Source organism: Nitrosarchaeum sp. (assembly GCF_025699065.1).
Classification (GTDB): Archaea; Thermoproteota; Nitrososphaeria; order Nitrososphaerales; family Nitrosopumilaceae; genus Nitrosarchaeum.
In genome coordinates this window covers 96,252-116,004 of the sequence record NZ_JAILWF010000003.1, presented here as the reverse complement: position 1 = coordinate 116,004, position 19,753 = coordinate 96,252, and the positions used below count along the sequence as shown (strand labels likewise).

The window sequence follows — 19,753 nt, the reverse complement described above, 5'->3', positions numbered from 1 at the left end:
TTACCAAAAATTCTATAAGCTACAACAATAAAATCTCAATATGAGACTTGCAGATAAAGTTGCAATTGTAACTGGGGCTTCAAGCGATATTGGAAAAGGAATTGCTAAAAGATTTGCTGAAGAAGGAGCTAAAGTAGTTCTCATTGCAAGAAATCTAGAAGGCTTAGAAAAAGCAAGAAAAGAGATAGGACATGAAAAGTCCACAGCATCAATGTCATGTGATCTAACTAACGAGTCACAAGTGATGCAAACGATTAATCAAATTATGGACACCTATGGAAAAATAGATATTTTGGTGAATAATGCAGGTGCCATCAATGATCCAGTTCACTTTCATGAAATGCAAGATTCAGAAATCAGAAAATTAATTGACATTAATTTATTTGGAATTTTTCATATTACAAAAGCTGTGTTAAATAAAATGTCAGATACTAAAAAAGGAGTAATTGTAAACATTGGATCAATCTCAAGTGAACGAGCAATACCAAGGGTTCACCTAGCAGCATATTCAGCAACTAAAGCTGCAATAACAATGTTCACAAAATCAATTGCAGTAGAATACGCAAGAAAAAATATCAGATGTAATTGTGTAAATCCAGGAATAATTAACTCTGGAATGATAAAGCCCTATCTAGATCAACCTCAAGCAAGAAAAGTTTTAGAAGAAAGACTACCATTAGCAAGAATAGGGGAACCTGTAGATGTAGCAAATGCTGCATTATTCTTAGCATCAGATGAAGCCAATTGGATTACCGGAACCATCCTCAATGTAGATGGTGGAAAAACGGCTTCAGAAGGATAGTTGTTATTTAGATCAGAATAAACGATTTTTTCTTCTCAAAATATAAGATTTGTATACAAAGCCGGTTACCCCCATAATTATTGCCGTTACAGCAGACCAAATTACAAAAGAAATCACATCCGATTCTAGCACACATTACATAAGTAAAATAGGAATCTAAAGTTTCGGTTTAAAAACATGACAATAAAATAAAATTCAATATTTCTGAAACATCTAAATAGATTTGATATAAAGAACTTTCATGCCGGAATTAATATGTCCTGATTGTGGAAAGCGTTTATTTCATGAAAATGAAGATACGTTAAAAATAGAAGAAACAATTCACGGAAAATTCTGTAGAAAAAAGCAAGGAGAAACCCAGAGCTTTATGCATAGAGATCCTGGACATATGAGTACGTTTGATCCCGAAAGAGAAAATGACGGAGTAGGTAATCCAATTTTAAAGAAATAATAATCAAAAAAGTCAAGACCTCAAAATTATATCCTAGGTTCAACTAACAATTGAAGTTGGCTTCAGAGTATTACTATGATTTAGTTATAGTTGGAGGCGGACCCGCTGGTTCATCTGCAGCTTTTGAAGCATCAAAAAATGGAATAAAGGTAGCACTAATAGAAAAAGAAGAGACAATTGCACATTCAGTTAGAACAAGCGGAGTAACTTGGATACAAAACATAAAAGAATTTGGGATCCCAGATGATTGCTATAATCCAATTAAAAATTACTCATTCTGTTCACCAAACAACGAAGTCACTATTTCAGATACTGTTTCACACGCAGCAGTTTTAGATGTAAGAAAAACATATCGATGGTTAGCTGAGCAAGCAAAAAATGAAGGAGTGAATATTTTTCTTAAGACTAGTATCAAAAATGCAATAAAAAACAAAGAAGGAGATATCATTGGTGTAAGTGGAACAACCAAAGAGGGAGAGATTATATTTTATGCAAAAATAATAATTGATGCAACCGGATTTTCTTCAACTATTTCAAAAGATATGGGTTTTGTTACTCAGTGGGAAAGATTTGGAGTAGGAGCAGAGTACGAAGTAAGTGCAGAAAATGTAGATTCTGAGACATGGTGGCTCATGGTAGGTCAGAAATATTCCCCATCAGGATATGCATGGATTTTTCCTGTTGGAAGAAATATTGTAAGAATAGGAGTAGGCATAGGTAAACCAGAGTCATCAGTAGACCCAACTGAGAGATTAAAAGAGTTGATGGATTCAAAAATAGGCCCAATTAAAAAATTAGGAAAGATCACACCAATTGAATTTCATTATGGATTAATTCCAAATGACGGACTGTCAAGAAAAACAGTTTATAATAATTTGATTCTAGTAGGAGATTCTGCAGGTCAAGCTAACCCATTAGTATTAGAAGGGATTAGATACGCTATAAAATACGGACGAGTTGCAGGAAAAGTAGCAGCTACAGCAATAAAATCAGGAATTACTGATGAAAGCGCATTGTATCCTTATGAAGAAACTTGGAAAAAAGAGATTCAAGGAAAAATCAAGTCAGCTGGAAAAGTGCAAGACAGATGGATTGGGTTAACAGATGAAGAATGGGATAAAGAATTAGACATAATTAAAGAATTAAGACCTGAAGAATTTTTAGACTTTATCAAAGCAGAGTTTGGATTGACAAACATGATAAAATTGGCAACTCATCACCCAAAGTTAGCAGTTAGACAGTTATTCAATTTAGTAAAAAGTAAAAACAAGTGAATTATCTAACAGTAAAGAAATCAGTAACGATGACATCGTGATATTGGAGTTGAGCAACATAAACTCCAGAATCAAATGGCCTAGTAATAACTTCATTAAAGAGACCAGACGAGTTATCTTTGAGAATGATAGACTCTATCAGGTTACCTCTTTGATCAAAAACATCAACAAACAAATCCTCTCTAAAGGCGATGGTTTTTTGCACTGCACCTGAAACAACAAGGCTATTATCACTGTACTGAACTTCAACTATAGCTGACCTTGAACGTGTTGGAAGATATTTTTCAATCAAATATCTTAAATCGCCTAATTTTTCATTAACTTTTTTCGAATCCTTGCTTGTCAAACCTACCTTTATTTCATTAATTGTTGAAGAAAAATACGAGTCATTATTGGATCGACCAAATTTTTCAATGAATGTCTTTAGTTCTTCAAAATCACGTGCAAGTTCAACCATACTTAGATCAGAGGGAGTGTAAATGTTTTCAAATCGTTCTTTTACATTGACTATCTGAGTTGCTTTAGAATCCTGATATTGAAGCATTACAACATAAAGACCAGGATCTGTTGGAGCGATCCATTGAGTGTAAAAATCACCAAATTTTGTATCTGTAAATTCCAAGGTACTATGAGTACTGCCATCCATATTGAAAACAGTAACATATAATGGAGATCGTCTATCAAAAAGAGATTTTTCCACGGCACCTTGAATTATCCAAATATTTTTTTCTTGATCATAAGATATATCATAGATTATTCTTGGATTATTCAAAATTAGATGATCACTTAAAAATTCACCAATCTCCAAAATTTTGGATTCAGCATCAATAAAATTGCCATAATCAATTAATGAATAAGCATCAGAAATCATTTCATCATACTCACTAGCATATTGAGAAAATTCACTGTTATAGAATTTAGTAACCATGTTGGAATAATTATTTAGTCTCTCACGATAATCAATTCGTTTGATTTCATCCCCACTATAACCAACATTTGAGCCATATGGATCATCAGCATATGCTTTTGAAACTTGATTCCATTCAGTAAACAAAATCCTAACTAATTTATCAGCTTCGTCAAGATCATTTTTTATTACAAGATCTCTAACATTGTCTATTTTTTCATTAAATGAAGATGTAAATTCTATATATCCAGGCAAAAATTTATTGGTACGTAATCCCAATTCAACTAAATTTTCAATAGATTTTGCTCTTTGTAAAATATCGCTTGCTCTAATTTTAAAAGCATCAGAATCATATGAATTCAAATCAGATTTTATTTTAGGGGCTTGTTCACTTACCCATGTCAATAAGACCTCTATTCTATCAATTCTCATAATTGATGGATTTCCAGATTCCATTTGTTCTGCAGTGTTAAGAATTTTCAGTGCACTATCAATCAAATATAGATTATCATAGTCAGCTTGGAGTTCTGCTTTTTGTTTCATTGTTTGATATTCGAATTTTAAAACTGTCAAAGGATTTCTTTTCTCTCTCAATTCAGTCATAGTATGATCAAATTCAGAAACAATAGACAGGATTTCATCAGTAGATTTAGCATTTTCAATTTTTTCTAAAAGGAATTTCCAATCAGATACAAGACTAGAATCAATTTCATTTGACTGTGTAATTTCCACGGCCTTACTTATTCTAGAAGAAATATCAATAATCTGTTTCATTTGTTTTATTTGAATTTCAGATTCAATGATATCGTTTGGAGATGATGCGAACTCTAGATTAGATTTAAGATTATTCCAATCAGGCATCAATAAATTTGCAAGTTCAGAATTTTCTTCAGAATTTGAAGAAATAAAGCGGTCCACATCTTCTAATTCTCGTAGCAGAAGAGCTGCCTGATGAAGCTGATGTACTTTATCTCCAGAAGCAAGCAAGTCTTCTAAAGATTCCTTACTTTCAAGCGATATTTTTGTTCCTTCCCAATCATTTTGAATTAACCGATAAAGATCACTTTGTTTTCTTGAAACAATATCAAGATATCTAGCCTCAGATAATAAATCAACTAGATCTGAAATTTCTTGTACATGTACTGGTGCAGTTCCCCTAGCAAAAATAAAAGCAACTTCTTCTTTCACAAATCTACTCATTACGGTATCAGATTTTTTCATCAAGTTTAGAAGAGTTTCTTCAAGTTCATCAAAAGTAAGAATTTTTGCAGAAGGGGTTTTTGTCGGATTAATGTTTCTAATCTCAACAAATACATCAGACAATAAATCAATAGATTTACGTTTATCATTTATCTCATAATAAAATATAGATGAAAAAATAGTTCGATTAATGGATTTTGCATTATCAAATGAAATTTCTCCGTCAATCACCATTTGAGATACAGAGTTTAAAGATGAGGTAATGGCAGGTCTGATGACAGGAGTTATTTCAGAACTAAAATCATCAGAATAAAATTCATCTAGAAGATCAACATATGTATTTTCTATCGTTGGTAAATCATCAGACAAGAGAGCATTGTCCACATTATTTACAAAGGATTGATCAAGTTCAAATTGTTCATCTAGTACAAATAGAGTTTTTGAAAGTAAATTTTTTGCAGATGTAATTAGCATTTCAGAATCTAATTCTGAAAACACTTTACTTGTTACTTGAAAATTAGCAGTTGTTGAATAAGTACCATAAAACAATTTAACTTCATAATCACCTACAATTCCACATATTCTACCTTTTAATGGGATTGCATCAGTCATAAATTCGCCATTAGGTAATGGAACGAGCTGTTGTATCTGACATAAATCACCTTCAGGATTAATTATTTGCATAATCAAAAAAGAATCATTTTGAATAGAAGCAACTTGCCCATAAATAAAAAGAGATTCGCCTCTATCAAAATTTCCAAAATTATCAATTATGCTTATTCGTTCCGGACTCTGAGCATCTGCATAAACAGGCATAAGCAATAGCAAAATTAGCCCTAAAACAGTACCTGCTCGACTCATAAGGATCAACTCTAAAATTCATGATACTTAAAATTTGGGAAACAATAATACGCGTAATTTCTTAACTTGTCAAGCGATAGTTGTCAAAATAGAGGAATTTTGACGATTTTCATTCATATGATCAGAGACATATCTCCTAAAGACACAAAGACTATGGTATTGTTCTAGGGTTCTGGCACTGCAACAAGAACAGACAAACTGAATTATTTTATTGCAATGTGCACATTTAGTGTATTCAATCAACATTCCACCACAACTACGACATGATTCGTCAGGCATTTACTTTCAAAATATCAATTAAAAATTTGAATTTAAAGAAAACGTACAAGTCGTTCATAGTAAAGATCAGTAAGAAGATTATATTTAGAAATCACTAATAAAAAACGATGGATTCTGTTCGTAAAACCTTTGATAAATGGGCCAAAAATGGGAGAGCGGATTTAATGGAAAAAGAACACGGAAAAAATGTGATAAAAATTTTAAAAACAATTTCTTTTGACAGACCATTTCTGTTTTTAGATTTTGGATGTGGTAATGGATGGGTAGTTAGAAGAATTTCCAAAGATCCTTTTTGTAAAAAAGCAGTCGGCATAGATAAGAGTAAAAATATGATCATAGAAGCTAATAAGAAGAAAATCAATAACAATGAAGAATACATCAACACAGATCTTGAAAATTTTAAATTCAATAACAAATTTGACATAATATTTTCAATGGAATCTCTATACTATGTGGATTCAATTGAATTGGCTCTGAAAAAAATATACAAATTATTAAAACCAGGAGGAAAATTTTTTTGCGGAACAGACTTTTATTCAGATAATAAAGCAACTGTAAAATGGGCAAAGATGATGAAAATTCAAATGCATTTGCATTCAAAGCAAGAGTGGATAAATTTCTTCAAAAAAGCAGGATTTGAAACTAAAACAAAACAAGTAAAAGATTTAAAAAATAAGAAAAAGTGGAAACGAGAATTTGGAACGTTATTTATCATAGGTAAAAAACCAGAAAGACAATCTTCAAATTAAATCAAAAATAGGACTAAGATGTGTGAGCTGGAGCACGATACACTGCTACGGCAGAGGAAACTCCTCCCTCCATACAGGAAATGTGATCCGGAGATGGATAATCAGAGATGATTGGCAACGATGCAGAAAAGAATCTAACCTGGCGCACGATGATGGCAAAACCTGAGATTTCCAGAGAAGGAATGAAAAAGACGTCCCACATGGAGCAAAGCCAAACAGAACTATAGGATCCTGTACCAAGTTCAGGTAGGCTGCAAAGCGTAATATCGTGAAAACAGAAGGAGGGTTACTCCCAGCACACATAATTTTTTTAACAATTTTAAATTTTTACGTATTTAACTCATTGATGAGGCTTGCTCTTTACAAAGGTCTGCACTACATTTGCAGGTTGCATCACACAAACATGAACCATGCATTACGCAATCACATTCAGTACCAATTTCAGCAGATGCTGCACAACCGCATGCAGCCTCTTCTTGATTAGTAACTGCAGGCGGAGGGCTTTGTTTTTGGTCTTCGTAGACACTTCTAGTTTGTTCATAATCAGAGGTATCTGCAAGATATGCTTCACCCCTGTTTGTTTGATAACCACCAGAAGAAGCACTGGTTTGATAACTTACCAATCTACTTGGATCAATACCTTGTTGACCAACTGTTTGTTTCTTTAGTGCCCGGTTACTAAAAATGAAAAATGCAACACCACCAATTGCGGCCATACCAGCCATTCCATAAACAATTGCAATTGGGAATCCACCTGTAGAAGTTGTACCATAATCTTTTGGAGGAGTTGGAGTAAGTCCTACAATCTCCAATCCGTCAAGTACATCCAATGCACCGAATCCAATGGCTGCAATATTTCCTTGATCAGCGGATTGAACACTTCGAATAACATAATTTTGATCAGCTGCTACTTTTGCTTCAAAAATTCTTTCTACTTGTCTACCTTCTCTGAGACTACTTTCTCCCATTGTCCAACTAGATACAACGAATCCTGAGATTGATTGGTCTAATCCAAATGTACCAGCATCTACATTGATTCCAGTAGGATCAAATAAGAAGTGCCAATTAGACATTGGTTGTTGTAAAATGAAATCGGCATTAAGTAGACCTTTTGACAATATTGAATCAGCTTCAGTGTTTTGAAGTATTTCATAAACTGCTGGTTCTTTAGTCTCTAACAAAGAAAGAGGGATGTTAATTTCCACACCATCAATCACAATAGAGTCATTAGTGCCCATGCCTCTCCAACCCAAATCAACTAAAGTTCGAACTTGATCTTTAGTAATTACATAGTCAGTTAGAGTTCCTTTTAGAATTACTTTGTAATCAACAGATGTTTGCAGATTTCTACCTTTGAGATGAAAATCATAAGCAACATTTAGATCAGAAATACGGGCATGACTTCCATCATTTTGCATTTTTTTATTAAGGCTAGCAATTAATTTTTGAACACCAGGATTTGATGCATCTGCAGTTCCACTTACTGTCCATTCTTTAGTATGTAATTCATCAAAAAGTTTTCCACCATTTGGATATTCAATAAAGATGGTTTTCAAATAACTGTAAGTAAAGGGGGATTCATTACTATTAGGATTGATTTTAGCATCCACCTGAGCGGCCCAAACATAAGAACTTGAACCAATTACAAATAAACCTGCAACTAAAACTGCCAAGAATAAAGTCCTAGACACGAATAAAATCGATCACTAATTAGTAATAAACTTATCCTCAAAAATAAGATCGCGAATTTCTGAAAAAGTAATATGTAGTGACGGCAAATGACTTTTCGGTTTTAGGAGAAAATGGAATGATTACAGTATTAGCAGGTGGAACAGGTTCGGTAAAGCTAGTTAGAGGATTAGTATCACAAGAATCCAAAGTCAACGTAATAACTAACGTAGGAGACAATTATTGGCTTTACGGACTATATGTATGTCCAGATATTGATACTATAATCTATGGTCTTGCAGATTTATTAGATCAAGAAAGAGGATGGGGAATCAAAAAAGACACGTTCAACTTTCTAAGACAAATGGAAGTATTTGGTGAAGAGACATGGTTTAGAGTTGGAGACAGAGACGCAGCAACACATTTGATTAGAACTAATATGTTAAAAAATGGTAAAAATTTAAGCGATATTACAAAATGGATGTGTGAAAAATTTGCAGTTAGTGCAAACATAATTCCAGTAACAGATAACAGTATTGAAACAAGAATAACCACAGACAAAGGAGAATTGCATCTTCAAGAATATTGGGTAAAACATCGTGGAAGAGACCCTGTAGAAGGAATTCAATATATTGGAGCTGATAAAGCACGCCCAAATCCCGAAGCAGTAAATGCAATTCATGATGCAGATATGATAATTTTAGCGCCTGGAAATCCGTTAACATCTATCGGTCCAATGTTACAAATTAAAGGAATCAGAAAAGAACTATCAAAAATTAAAAAGAAAGTTGTTGCAGTCAGTCCGCTCATAGGAGACAAAGCAGTTAGCGGACCTGCTGCAAAATATATGGAAGCAGCTGGAATTGAAACAAACGCATATGGTCTTGCAAAAATGTATTCGGATGTCTGTTCAAATATCGTAGTAGATACAAAAGACAGGCTACTTGTTAAGAAAATCCAAAGTTTAGATATGAAAGTATACGAAACAAAAATTACTATGAATAACAAATTAGCTGAAGACGCATTAGCAAATTTTATTCTTAAACAAATACACGTATAATTTGAAAATTGCAGCGATTATTCCTGTAAAGACTTTCTCATTAGCAAAAACACGTTTAGACTTATCATCACATCAAAAAGAAGAACTTTGTAAAATTATGTTAGAAGAAATTTTACACATTTTATCAATTTCACCACAAATTGATAAAACAATAATTGTTACTAAAGAGTCAAAAGCAATTGAACTTGCTAAAAAGTACAATGCAGTTATCATATCAGATAATGAAGAAAAAAGTGTAAACAATGCGGTTGCATTGGCTGACAAATATCTACTAGAAAATAAATTTGATGCATCAATAGTTTTTCCTCAGGATATACCATTTATCAAAACTCAAGATATTGATTTTATGTTAAACTACAAGATACCGCCTAATTTTGCCATAGTGGTACCATCTAGAAGATTTGATGGTACAAACGCCTTAGTAAGAATGCCAATTGATTTGATGATAACACATTACGATGAAGATAGTTACAAAATTCATATGAATACAGCAAAAGAGGTTACAAGAAATGTAGCTCTAGTTTTTGTAAAAAGAATAATGTTAGATGTGGATAATATGGAGGATTTGAAATTCCTCTTAGAACAAAATGAAAAACCGGAAATTTCAAAGAAAATTAAGGGCATTTTAGACTTGAAATAAGAAAAAATATTGTATTTTTTGTAGATCAAATATTTTTTTAACAAATATCACCAGCAAGTTTATAAGAAATAATTCAGCAATGGTTATATATCAGAATAAAATTTTGAAGGAAAAAAATATGGTTAAAAATGTAAATCCAAAAGACAGATGCCCAAGATGCGGTCAGGGCACATTAGTTACAGATGCAACTACAGGTGAAAATTTCTGTGGGAAATGTGGTTTTGTAATCACAGATAAAGTAGATGAGTCAGGACCAGAATGGAGATCATTTTCAAATGAGGGTGAAAATAAAAGTCGAGCAGGGGTGCCAACTTCCTTAGCAATGCACGACATGGGATTGGCAACAGTCATCAATCCTCAAAATAGAGATGCAACAGGCAAACCTCTCACATCTGCAATGAAAAGCACAATAGAGAGGTTAAGAACATGGGACAGTAGAAGTCAGGTTCATGAACCAGTTGACAGAAACTTTAGGCAGGCATTTAGTGAGCTTGATAGATTAAAAGATAAATTAGCAGTAGGAGATGCAGTTATTGAAAAGGCCGCATATATTTATCGTAAAGCATTAGAAAAAGGACTTGTAAGGGGTCGTTCAATTTCAGCATTGATTGCATCTGCACTTTACGCTGCATGTAGAGATACGGAAACGCCAAGAACTCTAAAAGACATAGGACATGCTAGCAACATAAAACGAAAAGACATTGCAAGATGTTATAGATTGTTATTACGAGAACTTAATTTGAAAATGCCTGTAGTAGATCCTGTAAAATGTATTTCTAGAATAGCAAGTAAAGCAGGATTGTCTGAAAAAACAAAAAGAGCAGCTACTAAAATTCTTCAAACAGCTGAAGAACAAAAAATATCTGCAGGAAAAGATCCTATGGGATTAGCAGCTGCTGCACTTTATGTGGCATGTGTTACAAATGGTGAAAATAAAACTCAGAGAGACGTAGCAGAAGCAGCTGGGGTAACTGAGGTTACAATAAGAAACAGATACAAAGGTTTGAAAGTTGCTTTAAATCTTTAACGGTTTTTAGATAATATTAAAAATAATTCAAATAGATAACAAATAAAATTTATTCAATTTTTAACTTTTGTTCTTTTTTTGAATTAAAATAATCAAGCAAGACTACCAAAATTGAAAATGCACCAGAAATAAAAAATAGGATTTCCATAGTATTGAGAAGAGAATGAGAAAATGCAACATCAATTGCGATTTCATTTATTTGAGAAACAAAATTTGCATAAGAAAATATGAAATAATTTGTTCCCCAATGAACGAGAATTGCAGTTATCAGACCAAATCTAACATATAACCATCCAAGAATTATTCCGCTCATACTAGCCTGTACAAGTTTACCTTCGCTCCACGGTTCACCAGTCATTATGTGAGCTAGTCCAAAAAACACACCAACAAAAACTATCAAAAATAATGATTTCTTATGATCAGAAATATGTAAGTAATGATTAGGACTCCAAAGGGATTTAAAAAAATGACTGAAAGATAATTTATGGGAATAAAATACAAAGAGCGGTAACCCAATAAGTATAACTCTAAATCCAAACTCTTCAATGATAGGAGATAGACTTACATACAAAAATTGAGTCAGGTTATTATCTATTGGTGGGGGAACAGTTGGAATTCCAAAGAATTGTTGAACATAATCAATAACAATCGAGAGCAAAATAATTATTGAAAACCATTTAGTAATTGTTATCATATAGTTAGATTTTGTTTCAAATTTTCCACGAGATAAATTCAGAGAAAGTATTTTCAGAAATCCAGATTTAGGCCCAAACATAGCTATTGCAAAAAGAGATGCATAAATTGACCACAAGACAATAAAGACATCGCCTATTTCAATGCTATTTGGAATTAGAAATTCAATTGTTTTAAAAATATCAAGGTCTTTTAGAGGATATTCAAAATTAATGTCATTTCCAATATCAGTATTAAATACAGTAAACAATCCAATTGGAAACGATAGTAACATCATACCAAATATGACAGAAAGAAGTGCCAAATGGGGAATCCCTACCATTTGGAGTATTTTGTTTGGAGATTGCAACGTATATCTAATGAAGTTCGATGCTAGCTTCAGGAAAGCCTAAATGAATAAGGGTTTCCTTGATTGTATCCCGATGATCACCTTGAAGAAATATGTACCCGTCTTTTGCTGTTCCTCCACAAGCATACTTGTTTTTTAATTCTTTTGCAACTATTTCCAGATTATTTAATTTCGGATCCAATCCTTCAATCATGGTTCCCTTTTTCTTGAATCGTCTGGTTTCTAAACGAATTATAATTTTTGTACTATCTTTAGCAAGTTCACCACATGCACAAAGATCTTCTGGTAGACCACAAGTATTACAAATTACTGCCATACGTTCTAAATTAATTCAATTTTACGCACTATTAAGCCTTGTTTGATATAAAAACAAATTACAAAATAATTGTATTTTTTAAAGAGAAATCATAATGATCCACATGTCAAAAGATCTTACAAAAAAAGCAGCAGAAATGCTGTTGAATGGAGCAACATTGCTGAGTGAACCATGTCCATACTGTTCAGGAGTAAGAGTGATGAAAGAAGGGCATGCATTATGCATTAATTGTGGAAGAGAACCAGAGAAAAAAGAGATCCCAATTGAAACGAAACACCAAACTGAAAAAACAAGTATAGAAATAACGTTAGAAAAAAAACTCTCTAAATTATCTAAGGAATTAGAACAAGAAACAAATCATGAAAAACAACAACAAATTCTAAAGTCTATTAATTCAATCATTGAAACAATAGAAAAATTAAAAAATAATCAGACCCCAAAAAAACAACAATCTTAGGAACGTAACAACAATATTGGAATTTTAACGCTATCAGTTATCGATTTTATTATAAATTCATAGTGATCATTTTCAAATTCAGACAAATGAGGATGATCAATTATCAGAAGATCAGTTTTTTTTTCTTTTACAAAGTCTACTATCCAATCAGAAATGGAATCAGTCAATGCAACTTTTGTTTTAATTGGAATATCTTTATCATTTGCAATTTTTTTAAATTTTTCAAGATTTTTTAAAATTTTTTCTTTGGTTTTAGCATATGATTTTTTATCATGACTAGTTTCAAAAAAAACAAATTTAGAGGGTTTTTTATAAACACAGTCAACAACAGTAAGACTTCCATTGAATTTTTGTGCAATATCTAAACCAATTAGGAAGGATTTATTCTCAAATTGTTTTGTGATAAATGCAACAACAATTTTTTTAAACATAATTTAAATAAAATTATATCTTATTAAGATTATTCATATCCAAAATGTCAAAATTCCTAATGCCACACTCATCACAATAAAGACGACAATAGTATATGATTGATATTTTTTTGCTTGTTCTTGTTCATGATATTTTCTAGGAGTTATACCAAGTGCAAAAAAGACAATCATAGTACCCAATACCAACCCCAGAATATTTGCTACAGTTAATGTAAGTGAATTAATGAACATGTCATAATCTAACATGGCAATAGATATGCCTGTAACGACAGCAGGTGGAACTAGGGCTGCGGCAATTGCCACACCTACAAGAATACCTGGAATGTCGGAAGACATTGCAATACCGCCAGCTAATCCTAGAAGAATTGCAACCACTAGAAATACAGGAGTCATTTCAGTCCTTGCAAGAATTTCAGGTGTAATTTCTAATTCGATAAATGAGGATGCAATCGCAGTTAATCCTGCACCTATTGCAATTATTACTAGGGTTAAAACTAATCCAGATTTTGCAGCCTTGTACATTTTTTTCGGTTGACCAACAGCGGCGTTAAAAGAGAATGCAGTTATCGGACCAAGTAAAGGAGATAACAACATTGCTCCAATTACCAAAGATGCATTATTTGCAAACAAACCAACTAGAGCTACTGAAGATGCAATCGCTATCATAAATAATAAATTTTTCTTTAATTCCACAGAAGGTTCTGTAAGTGATTTAAATTCTTCAGTTGTTTTTTTATCTTTTTTTACATTTTTTAGTTTCTCTTCTTCATGTAATTTATCAGAATAATCAGAAATTGCAGAGTCCAATGTTTGACTAATAAGATAAATCTCTTTGATAGTAGTATCAAGAACATCACTTAAAGCATTTATGACATTTCTTGAAATGATATCAGGAACTATTACATTGTAATGAATTAATTTATGATCATCAATCATTGCCAATTTTAAATTGTAGGAAACCTTGTATTTTTTCAATATGTATTCGATACTTGGTGCTTGTTGTTCAAAACAAGTTAATTCAATTCGTTTCAATTAATCGATTATATTTCAAAAATACTAATTAATAATTTCACTGACATCTCAAGGTGTATTTTTAGGCATAGATGGGAAATTAATGAATAATTTCAATTAGATGAGGCATTTTAGGCATTTATGCTAAATTTTGATAAAAATAGTCTTAAATCATCTTATTTTAAGAAACAATACCAATTTTGTTAAGGAATAAAGTATTTATGTCAAAATTCAAGCTTTGAAAAGTAGCAATGAGCAGTAAGAAGAAGGGAGCACCACTACCAGCATCAAGTGGAGGCCTCATGAGATTCTTTGAGGACGAAACCAAAGGATTCAAAGTAGATCCACGAATTGTTGTTTCCGTTCCCATTAGCTTGATTGTGGTTTCTTGGTTAATTGATATATTTTTAGTTCCGAAATAAGACATGGAAAAATCTTCAGATGATGTTTCAAACATACACAATAGATTTTCACTTACATTAATCAATCCAGCGTCACATTATTTTTCTCTAGCTGGATCTTTAGTAATTTCTGCAGTAATCACATCTATAGTTTATTTGGGCTATATGGAAACAAACGAAAATTGGTTTAGGATTCCAATGGTAATTGGGATATTAGCATTATCCCAGTTAATCGACACACGATTCACCAGAAAAAAAGAATATTCAAAATCGCTACATGCATCTCTTTTTGGAAATATGTTATGGATTGCAGTAGTCTTAATGGGATTACTTGCAAGTGTAGTCTTAGTAAAAGAGGCATCATTATTTTTTGTAACATATGGAATGTTTCTATTTGCAAGTTTCAGAATAGGAATTTTTACAACTACATTAGGTGCAAGTATCAAAAAAGCTTGGGCAATTTGCATGGTTCAACCACTTGCCATGTTTTTAGTAATGATACCATTTGATATGTGGTATTCAACTTTGACAAATCCATTGGCAATAGGGTTTGGTGCAGTATTTCTAATAATTGCAAGTGTATGGTCAGTATTAACAGATAGAGCTGGGAGACCAGGTATGGAGAGTACACATAAAACAATACAAGCATACTTGGCGTCACAAGGTAATGACTTTACAGAAGCAGAGGCGATAATTGAACAACGTTCATTTAAAACAAAAGTATCCACATCACAAATTAGATTAAGTGCATCAGATGGAAATATGAAATTCAGAATGGTGTTACCTGAAATTCATCCAGGTCCATATCATCCAGTGGGAGGAAGCAATATCCCATATTTGATGTACAAAAATTTAGAGTCTTCAGCAATGATCATGCATAGCATTTCAGATCACTCATTAAACCTTCCATCAAAAAATGAAGTAGAAAATTATTTAAAAAATCTAGATGCCAGTATAGTAAAAGAGGAAGGATTAGTATGTACAGAGCCAGTAACAGTTCAAATTAACAAAGCACGTGTAACAGGTTTACTTTTTGGAAATAATCCCTTGTTGTTTCTCTCATTATCACCACATGGGATGGAAGATATTCCAAATTATATGAAAAAGGAGATTGAGCAATATGCTAAAAACAGAAACTATGTCAGAACACTGATAGTTGATTGTCATAATGCAATGGGTGAGGAAATTTCAAAAGAAGATGGCGAAGACATGTTAAAGGCAGCAAAATCATGTTTGGATTCACTAATTACAAAAGATAGCTACCCTATAGAATTTGGATACGCAAATTCTGACAGTATGGATGTATGGACTGAAGATTTAGCAATGGGAGGTTTAGGAGTAGTATGTCTAAAGATTAATGGTAAAAAATTCTTTCTTGGATGGGCAGATGCAAACAATATGGAAAATGGAGTAAGAGAAAAAATAGTTGAGAACTTTGCAAAACAAGGACGTCAATTATTAGAAATTTGTACATCAGACACACATTATGCTCCAGTCAAAGCTAGAAACAGAAACGGATACTATCAACTAGGACTCATTACTGGCGCGGACAAACTAACCAAGTGGTTTTTACAAATTGCATATGAAGCAGAATCAAAAGTATCTTCAGCAAAATTTGAAATTTTGGAAAATGAAGCAGATGTAAAAGTCATGGGTCAAGGCATTTACGAAGATTATTCCAAAGCATTAGATAAATCTCTGAAATTAACAAAAGGATTTATGATTGGAAGTGTCACATTATTCATAATTACCTTGTTTCTATAAACAAAAAATAATTCAATTTAGAATTATTGAAGTTGACAACCTTCACATTTCTTCATGCTTCGTTCAGAACGTGTTTCTAATTCCAAATGGCATTCTTTACAGATTATTCTGTTTCTCATGACCATTTTACAAGATAAATAAATTTTAATGATTTTATTCATCACGTATCAACTACTAGTTAACATAAAATTAACATAGACTAGAGAGAGCAGATAGGCGACTTATGTTTCTAAAGTATTCATTTGATCAAGGTTTCCATAAAATTCATCAATAAATGATGAAAATTGGAAAACTGGAACTATAGGCACTCGATCTATAAAATCAATCTTATCTTGGTACAGAGTTACAATTACAGGTACAGCCATAGCACCAGGAGTTTTAGAGATGTAATGTTTTGTTCTTTCTATCTGTTTTTTTACTGCAGATGATAATGCAGAAGAACTATATCTTTTCCAATGTTTACAATCAATTAACATAGCAACGCCCAATCTAATACCAATAACATCTATCTCCATTCGAGGTTTTGTCAAAATCAGATTTTTAATAATCGCAAAGTTTTTTGAGAATAGAATTTCAGCAACCAACCCTTCAAAATCTTTCCAATCAAGTAGAACAGATATCTCATCAAGAGGACCACCATTTTTTATCAATTGGATAGCAGCTTTTAGTTTGTCGCCATCTTCAAAATAATACATATCATCCTGTTTTTTTCCAATTCCATATTTCACATAGCCATCCAAGATATTCTGTGAATCAACAATGTTTGATTTTATAACTACACTAAAATCTTCCACAGATATACCACCAGGAATAATTCCTTTTAATCCAGATAACATTATTTGAGTGAATTTCATATTGTTTTTCTTTGATAGTTTAGATGATATAGGTTTTAGGAGATTATACTAAACTGGTTATTATGAAATAGGTTTTATTACAACTAATCAAATAAACGGTTATGAAATTATTGCTAGTATTCATACTAGCTCTTGCAATAGTATATGTAATCAATAATGAATCATTTGCAGAAAAAAGCACATATTTTGATTCTGTAAAATTTATCCAGTATTTGGATGAAAATACTGCACTTGAAGAAGTTAGAAATGGAAATTTGGATATATACTATGACAGAATTTCATCAGACAGACTAGAAAATCCCAAATTACGTGAAAGATTAGAGGTTTTTGATTCAACAGGGAGATCCTATAGTATATTGGTAAATCCTGCAGAATCAAATGAATTCAATCCATTTTCGCTTAAAGATATCAGATTTGCATTAAACTATCTAATAGATAGAAAATTGATTGTAAACGAATTGATGGGAGGTTATGGTGCACCAATGATCTCAAACTATAGTCCGTCTGACCCAGAATACCTTACAATAATTAAACAATTAGAGACATTCAATTTCAGATACAATCCAGCACTAGCTGAAGAAATGATTTCAAATGCACTAAAAGAAAAGGGTGCAATAAAATCAAACGGACGATGGGAAATTAATCAAAAACCAATAGAGATTACAATTTTCATAAGAAGTGATGATCAGGTAAGAAAGTCTATCGGGGAAATATTGGCTTCTGAATTAGAAAAAATAGGATTCACAGTAAAAAAAGACTACGGGGATTTGAATAAAGCATATGTTGTTGTATACGGTTCCAATCCAGCAGAGCTAAAATGGAGTCTATACACAGAAGGCTGGTCAAGATCAGCATTCGTAAGATACGATTCAGTGGGATTATCGCAGATGTATTCTCCATGGTTCTCAAACATGCCGGGTTCAAACGATCCATCATATTGGAATTACAAAAATGATAAACTCGATGAAATAACTCAGAAAATATACACCGGAGATTTTGAATCTGAAGAAGAAAGAGTCAGATTGATTCAAGATGCAATTGCAGAAGGAGTAGACCAATCAGTTAGAATTTTCATAGCAAGTAAAATTGATCAGTTTGTAGCAAATGAAAAAATGGAAGGAATCGTAAATGATTTAGGAGCCGGTGTTCCAAGTAGATTTACACCGATTAATTCAAGAAATGGAGAAAGCGAATTAGTTATCGGAGTGAAACAGATCTATCAAGGTTCCTGGAATCCAGTTATGGGATTAAGTGATACATATAGTAGACAGATTTGGGGTATAATTTCAGATCCAATTACGTTTAAGCATCCATTTACTGGAAAAACATTTCCAGTCAGAGCAGATTGGAATGTAGAGACTGCTGGACCCAACGGAAAAATAATTTTATCTGATGATGCAATTATGTGGGACCCCATCACACACCAATGGAAGAAAGTAGAACATGGAACTCAAGCAACAAGCAAAGTTAGATATGATTTGAAGTTTAGTAATTGGCACAACGGCCAAAAAATGGATATGAATGATATTTTGTATTCATTGTATTTTGTAATGGAGTGGGGAGTTCAAACAGATGAAAACGATAAGACTTATGATGTAGAATTCACATCTATTGCATCACAATCTGTAAAAACAATTATTGGAATAGAAGTGATTGATGACGATACAATTGAGGTGTATGTAAATTACTGGCATTTTGATAATGATGAAATTGCAGAATGGGCCTCATTGTGGAGTTCAATGCCATGGGAAATTTCAGCAGCCATGGAACAAGCAGTGTTAGACGGAAAAGTTTCATTTTCAAGATCTGGAGCAATTAATAAAAATGTAAATTGGATTTCGTTGATAATTCCTAATGACGCTCAAATGGTACAAAGTTATTTGAATGAATTTAGTGAAAAGAAGTATATTCCAAATTCATTAAAAATATTTGAAAAAGACATCAAATATTTCGATGAGAGATATATGGCATCGTCAGAGTGGGTCAAATCATACAATCATGCAGTGATTAGCAATGGACCATTTTATCTCAGTTCATACTCACCTGAATCACGAACAATAGTCGTAAATGCTTTTGATGATCAGACTTATCCTTTCAAGCTTGGACATTGGTCAGAATTTGAAAAAACAGAATTCCCAAAAATAACAAACGTAAATTTACCAGACATGATTCAAAAAGAGACACGATTAGAGATTGACATAGATACAAAAAAAGCCGACTCCATTCTTTATTTTTTGACTGATAGTAGTAATAATTCAATATCAGAATTAATTAACATAGATAATAATTCCACTAAAATTATAATCGATGCTGAAAAAATTAAAGAATTAGGAATTGGTGCTAAAGATTTAAAGATATTTGCAATTTCAAATTCAGTTCTAAAACCAGATTACTATTCATCTAGTTTCTTAATAGTTGAAAACAACGGAGAATTATCAGATCTTAATCAGAACAACATAGAATATAATCAAAACAATTCATTTGAATTTGCATGGTTACTTATCCCCATAATAATTGGCATAGCAACTACAATTTACATTAAGAAAAGAAAGAAATGAA

At 32.4% G+C, this 19,753-nt stretch carries 18 protein-coding genes and 1 other RNA gene; 12 read left to right on the top strand and 7 right to left on the bottom strand.

Features of this window, described 5'->3' with window-relative positions; translation table 11 throughout:
• Positions 1-40: 40 nt before the first annotated feature.
• From K5782_RS04440 to K5782_RS04430, 3 genes are all read left to right on the top strand, one after another.
• A complete protein-coding gene (locus K5782_RS04440) occupies positions 41-802 on the top strand; it encodes an SDR family oxidoreductase (protein ID WP_297464297.1) in 762 nt (253 codons plus the stop codon).
• 241 nt (positions 803-1,043) lie between these two features.
• Positions 1,044-1,253, top strand: coding sequence for a hypothetical protein (locus K5782_RS04435; protein WP_179366041.1), 210 nt, complete (start codon positions 1,044-1,046; stop codon positions 1,251-1,253).
• Positions 1,254-1,309: 56 nt separating this feature from the next.
• Positions 1,310-2,527 carry an NAD(P)/FAD-dependent oxidoreductase gene (locus K5782_RS04430; RefSeq protein WP_297464628.1) on the top strand — a complete coding sequence of 406 codons (1,218 nt, stop codon included), beginning with the start codon at positions 1,310-1,312 and terminating at the stop codon, positions 2,525-2,527.
• Position 2,528: 1 nt separating this feature from the next.
• Here K5782_RS04430 and K5782_RS04425 read toward each other — a convergent pair whose 3' ends face one another.
• Positions 2,529-5,495 carry a hypothetical protein gene (locus tag K5782_RS04425; RefSeq protein WP_297464295.1) on the bottom strand — a complete coding sequence of 989 codons (2,967 nt, stop codon included), beginning with the start codon at positions 5,493-5,495 and terminating at the stop codon, positions 2,529-2,531.
• Between the two features lie 386 nt (positions 5,496-5,881).
• Between K5782_RS04425 and K5782_RS04420 the strand changes: the two genes are divergently transcribed.
• The gene (locus K5782_RS04420) at positions 5,882-6,523 is read left to right on the top strand and encodes a class I SAM-dependent methyltransferase (protein WP_297464293.1); all 642 of its coding nucleotides are present in this window, start codon (positions 5,882-5,884) and stop codon (positions 6,521-6,523) included.
• 22 nt (positions 6,524-6,545) lie between these two features.
• An RNA gene (gene rnpB / locus K5782_RS04415) (RNase P RNA component) lies at positions 6,546-6,824 on the top strand.
• Between the two features lie 34 nt (positions 6,825-6,858).
• Here the strand turns inward: rnpB and K5782_RS04410 are convergent.
• Positions 6,859-8,214 (bottom strand): hypothetical protein, encoded by a 1,356-nt coding sequence (locus K5782_RS04410; protein ID WP_297464291.1) that lies wholly within the window; start codon positions 8,212-8,214, stop codon positions 6,859-6,861.
• A gap of 116 nt (positions 8,215-8,330) precedes the next feature.
• Between K5782_RS04410 and cofD the strand changes: the two genes are divergently transcribed.
• From cofD to K5782_RS04395, 3 genes are all read left to right on the top strand, one after another.
• Positions 8,331-9,251, top strand: coding sequence for a 2-phospho-L-lactate transferase (gene cofD / locus K5782_RS04405; protein ID WP_366069422.1), 921 nt, complete (start codon positions 8,331-8,333; stop codon positions 9,249-9,251).
• A gap of 1 nt (position 9,252) precedes the next feature.
• Positions 9,253-9,891 (top strand): 2-phospho-L-lactate guanylyltransferase, encoded by a 639-nt coding sequence (cofC, locus tag K5782_RS04400; protein ID WP_297464287.1) that lies wholly within the window; start codon positions 9,253-9,255, stop codon positions 9,889-9,891.
• 118 nt (positions 9,892-10,009) lie between these two features.
• Complete coding sequence (locus K5782_RS04395; RefSeq protein ID WP_007550110.1) at positions 10,010-10,918, top strand: TFIIB-type zinc ribbon-containing protein; 909 nt, start codon at positions 10,010-10,012, stop codon at positions 10,916-10,918.
• 49 nt (positions 10,919-10,967) lie between these two features.
• Here K5782_RS04395 and K5782_RS04390 read toward each other — a convergent pair whose 3' ends face one another.
• Together K5782_RS04390 and yciH are read right to left on the bottom strand one after the other, a co-directional pair.
• Entirely contained in the window at positions 10,968-11,960 is a 993-nt protein-coding gene (locus tag K5782_RS04390) for a CPBP family intramembrane glutamic endopeptidase (protein ID WP_297464285.1), read from the bottom strand.
• 7 nt (positions 11,961-11,967) lie between these two features.
• Positions 11,968-12,276 carry a stress response translation initiation inhibitor YciH gene (yciH, locus tag K5782_RS04385; RefSeq protein WP_048109562.1) on the bottom strand — a complete coding sequence of 103 codons (309 nt, stop codon included), beginning with the start codon at positions 12,274-12,276 and terminating at the stop codon, positions 11,968-11,970.
• 103 nt (positions 12,277-12,379) lie between these two features.
• On the opposite strand from yciH, the gene K5782_RS04380 reads away from it, so the two are divergent.
• Positions 12,380-12,733 (top strand): Sjogren's syndrome/scleroderma autoantigen 1 family protein, encoded by a 354-nt coding sequence (locus tag K5782_RS04380; protein ID WP_297464626.1) that lies wholly within the window; start codon positions 12,380-12,382, stop codon positions 12,731-12,733.
• On the opposite strand, the gene K5782_RS04375 is transcribed toward K5782_RS04380, so the two are convergent.
• Positions 12,730-13,164: a universal stress protein gene (locus K5782_RS04375; protein ID WP_297464282.1), complete on the bottom strand. Its 435-nt coding sequence runs from the start codon at positions 13,162-13,164 to the stop codon at positions 12,730-12,732. The two genes, K5782_RS04380 and K5782_RS04375, sit on opposite strands and share 4 nt — an antisense overlap.
• 33 nt (positions 13,165-13,197) lie before the next feature.
• A complete protein-coding gene (locus K5782_RS04370; RefSeq protein ID WP_297464280.1) occupies positions 13,198-14,196 on the bottom strand; it encodes a TIGR00341 family protein in 999 nt (332 codons plus the stop codon).
• 230 nt (positions 14,197-14,426) lie between these two features.
• Between K5782_RS04370 and K5782_RS04365 the strand changes: the two genes are divergently transcribed.
• A complete protein-coding gene (locus K5782_RS04365) occupies positions 14,427-14,597 on the top strand; it encodes a preprotein translocase subunit Sec61beta (protein ID WP_007550105.1) in 171 nt (56 codons plus the stop codon).
• Between the two features lie 3 nt (positions 14,598-14,600).
• Positions 14,601-16,340 (top strand): DUF2070 family protein, encoded by a 1,740-nt coding sequence (locus K5782_RS04360; protein WP_297464278.1) that lies wholly within the window; start codon positions 14,601-14,603, stop codon positions 16,338-16,340.
• Between the two features lie 221 nt (positions 16,341-16,561).
• Here the strand turns inward: K5782_RS04360 and K5782_RS04355 are convergent, their stop codons facing one another.
• The gene (locus K5782_RS04355; protein WP_297464276.1) at positions 16,562-17,194 is read right to left on the bottom strand and encodes a hypothetical protein; all 633 of its coding nucleotides are present in this window, start codon (positions 17,192-17,194) and stop codon (positions 16,562-16,564) included.
• Positions 17,195-17,295: 101 nt separating this feature from the next.
• Here K5782_RS04355 and K5782_RS04350 point away from each other — a divergent pair, with 101 nt between their 5' ends.
• Positions 17,296-19,752 carry an ABC transporter substrate-binding protein gene (locus tag K5782_RS04350; RefSeq protein ID WP_297464274.1) on the top strand — a complete coding sequence of 819 codons (2,457 nt, stop codon included), beginning with the start codon at positions 17,296-17,298 and terminating at the stop codon, positions 19,750-19,752.
• Position 19,753 lies beyond the last annotated feature (1 nt).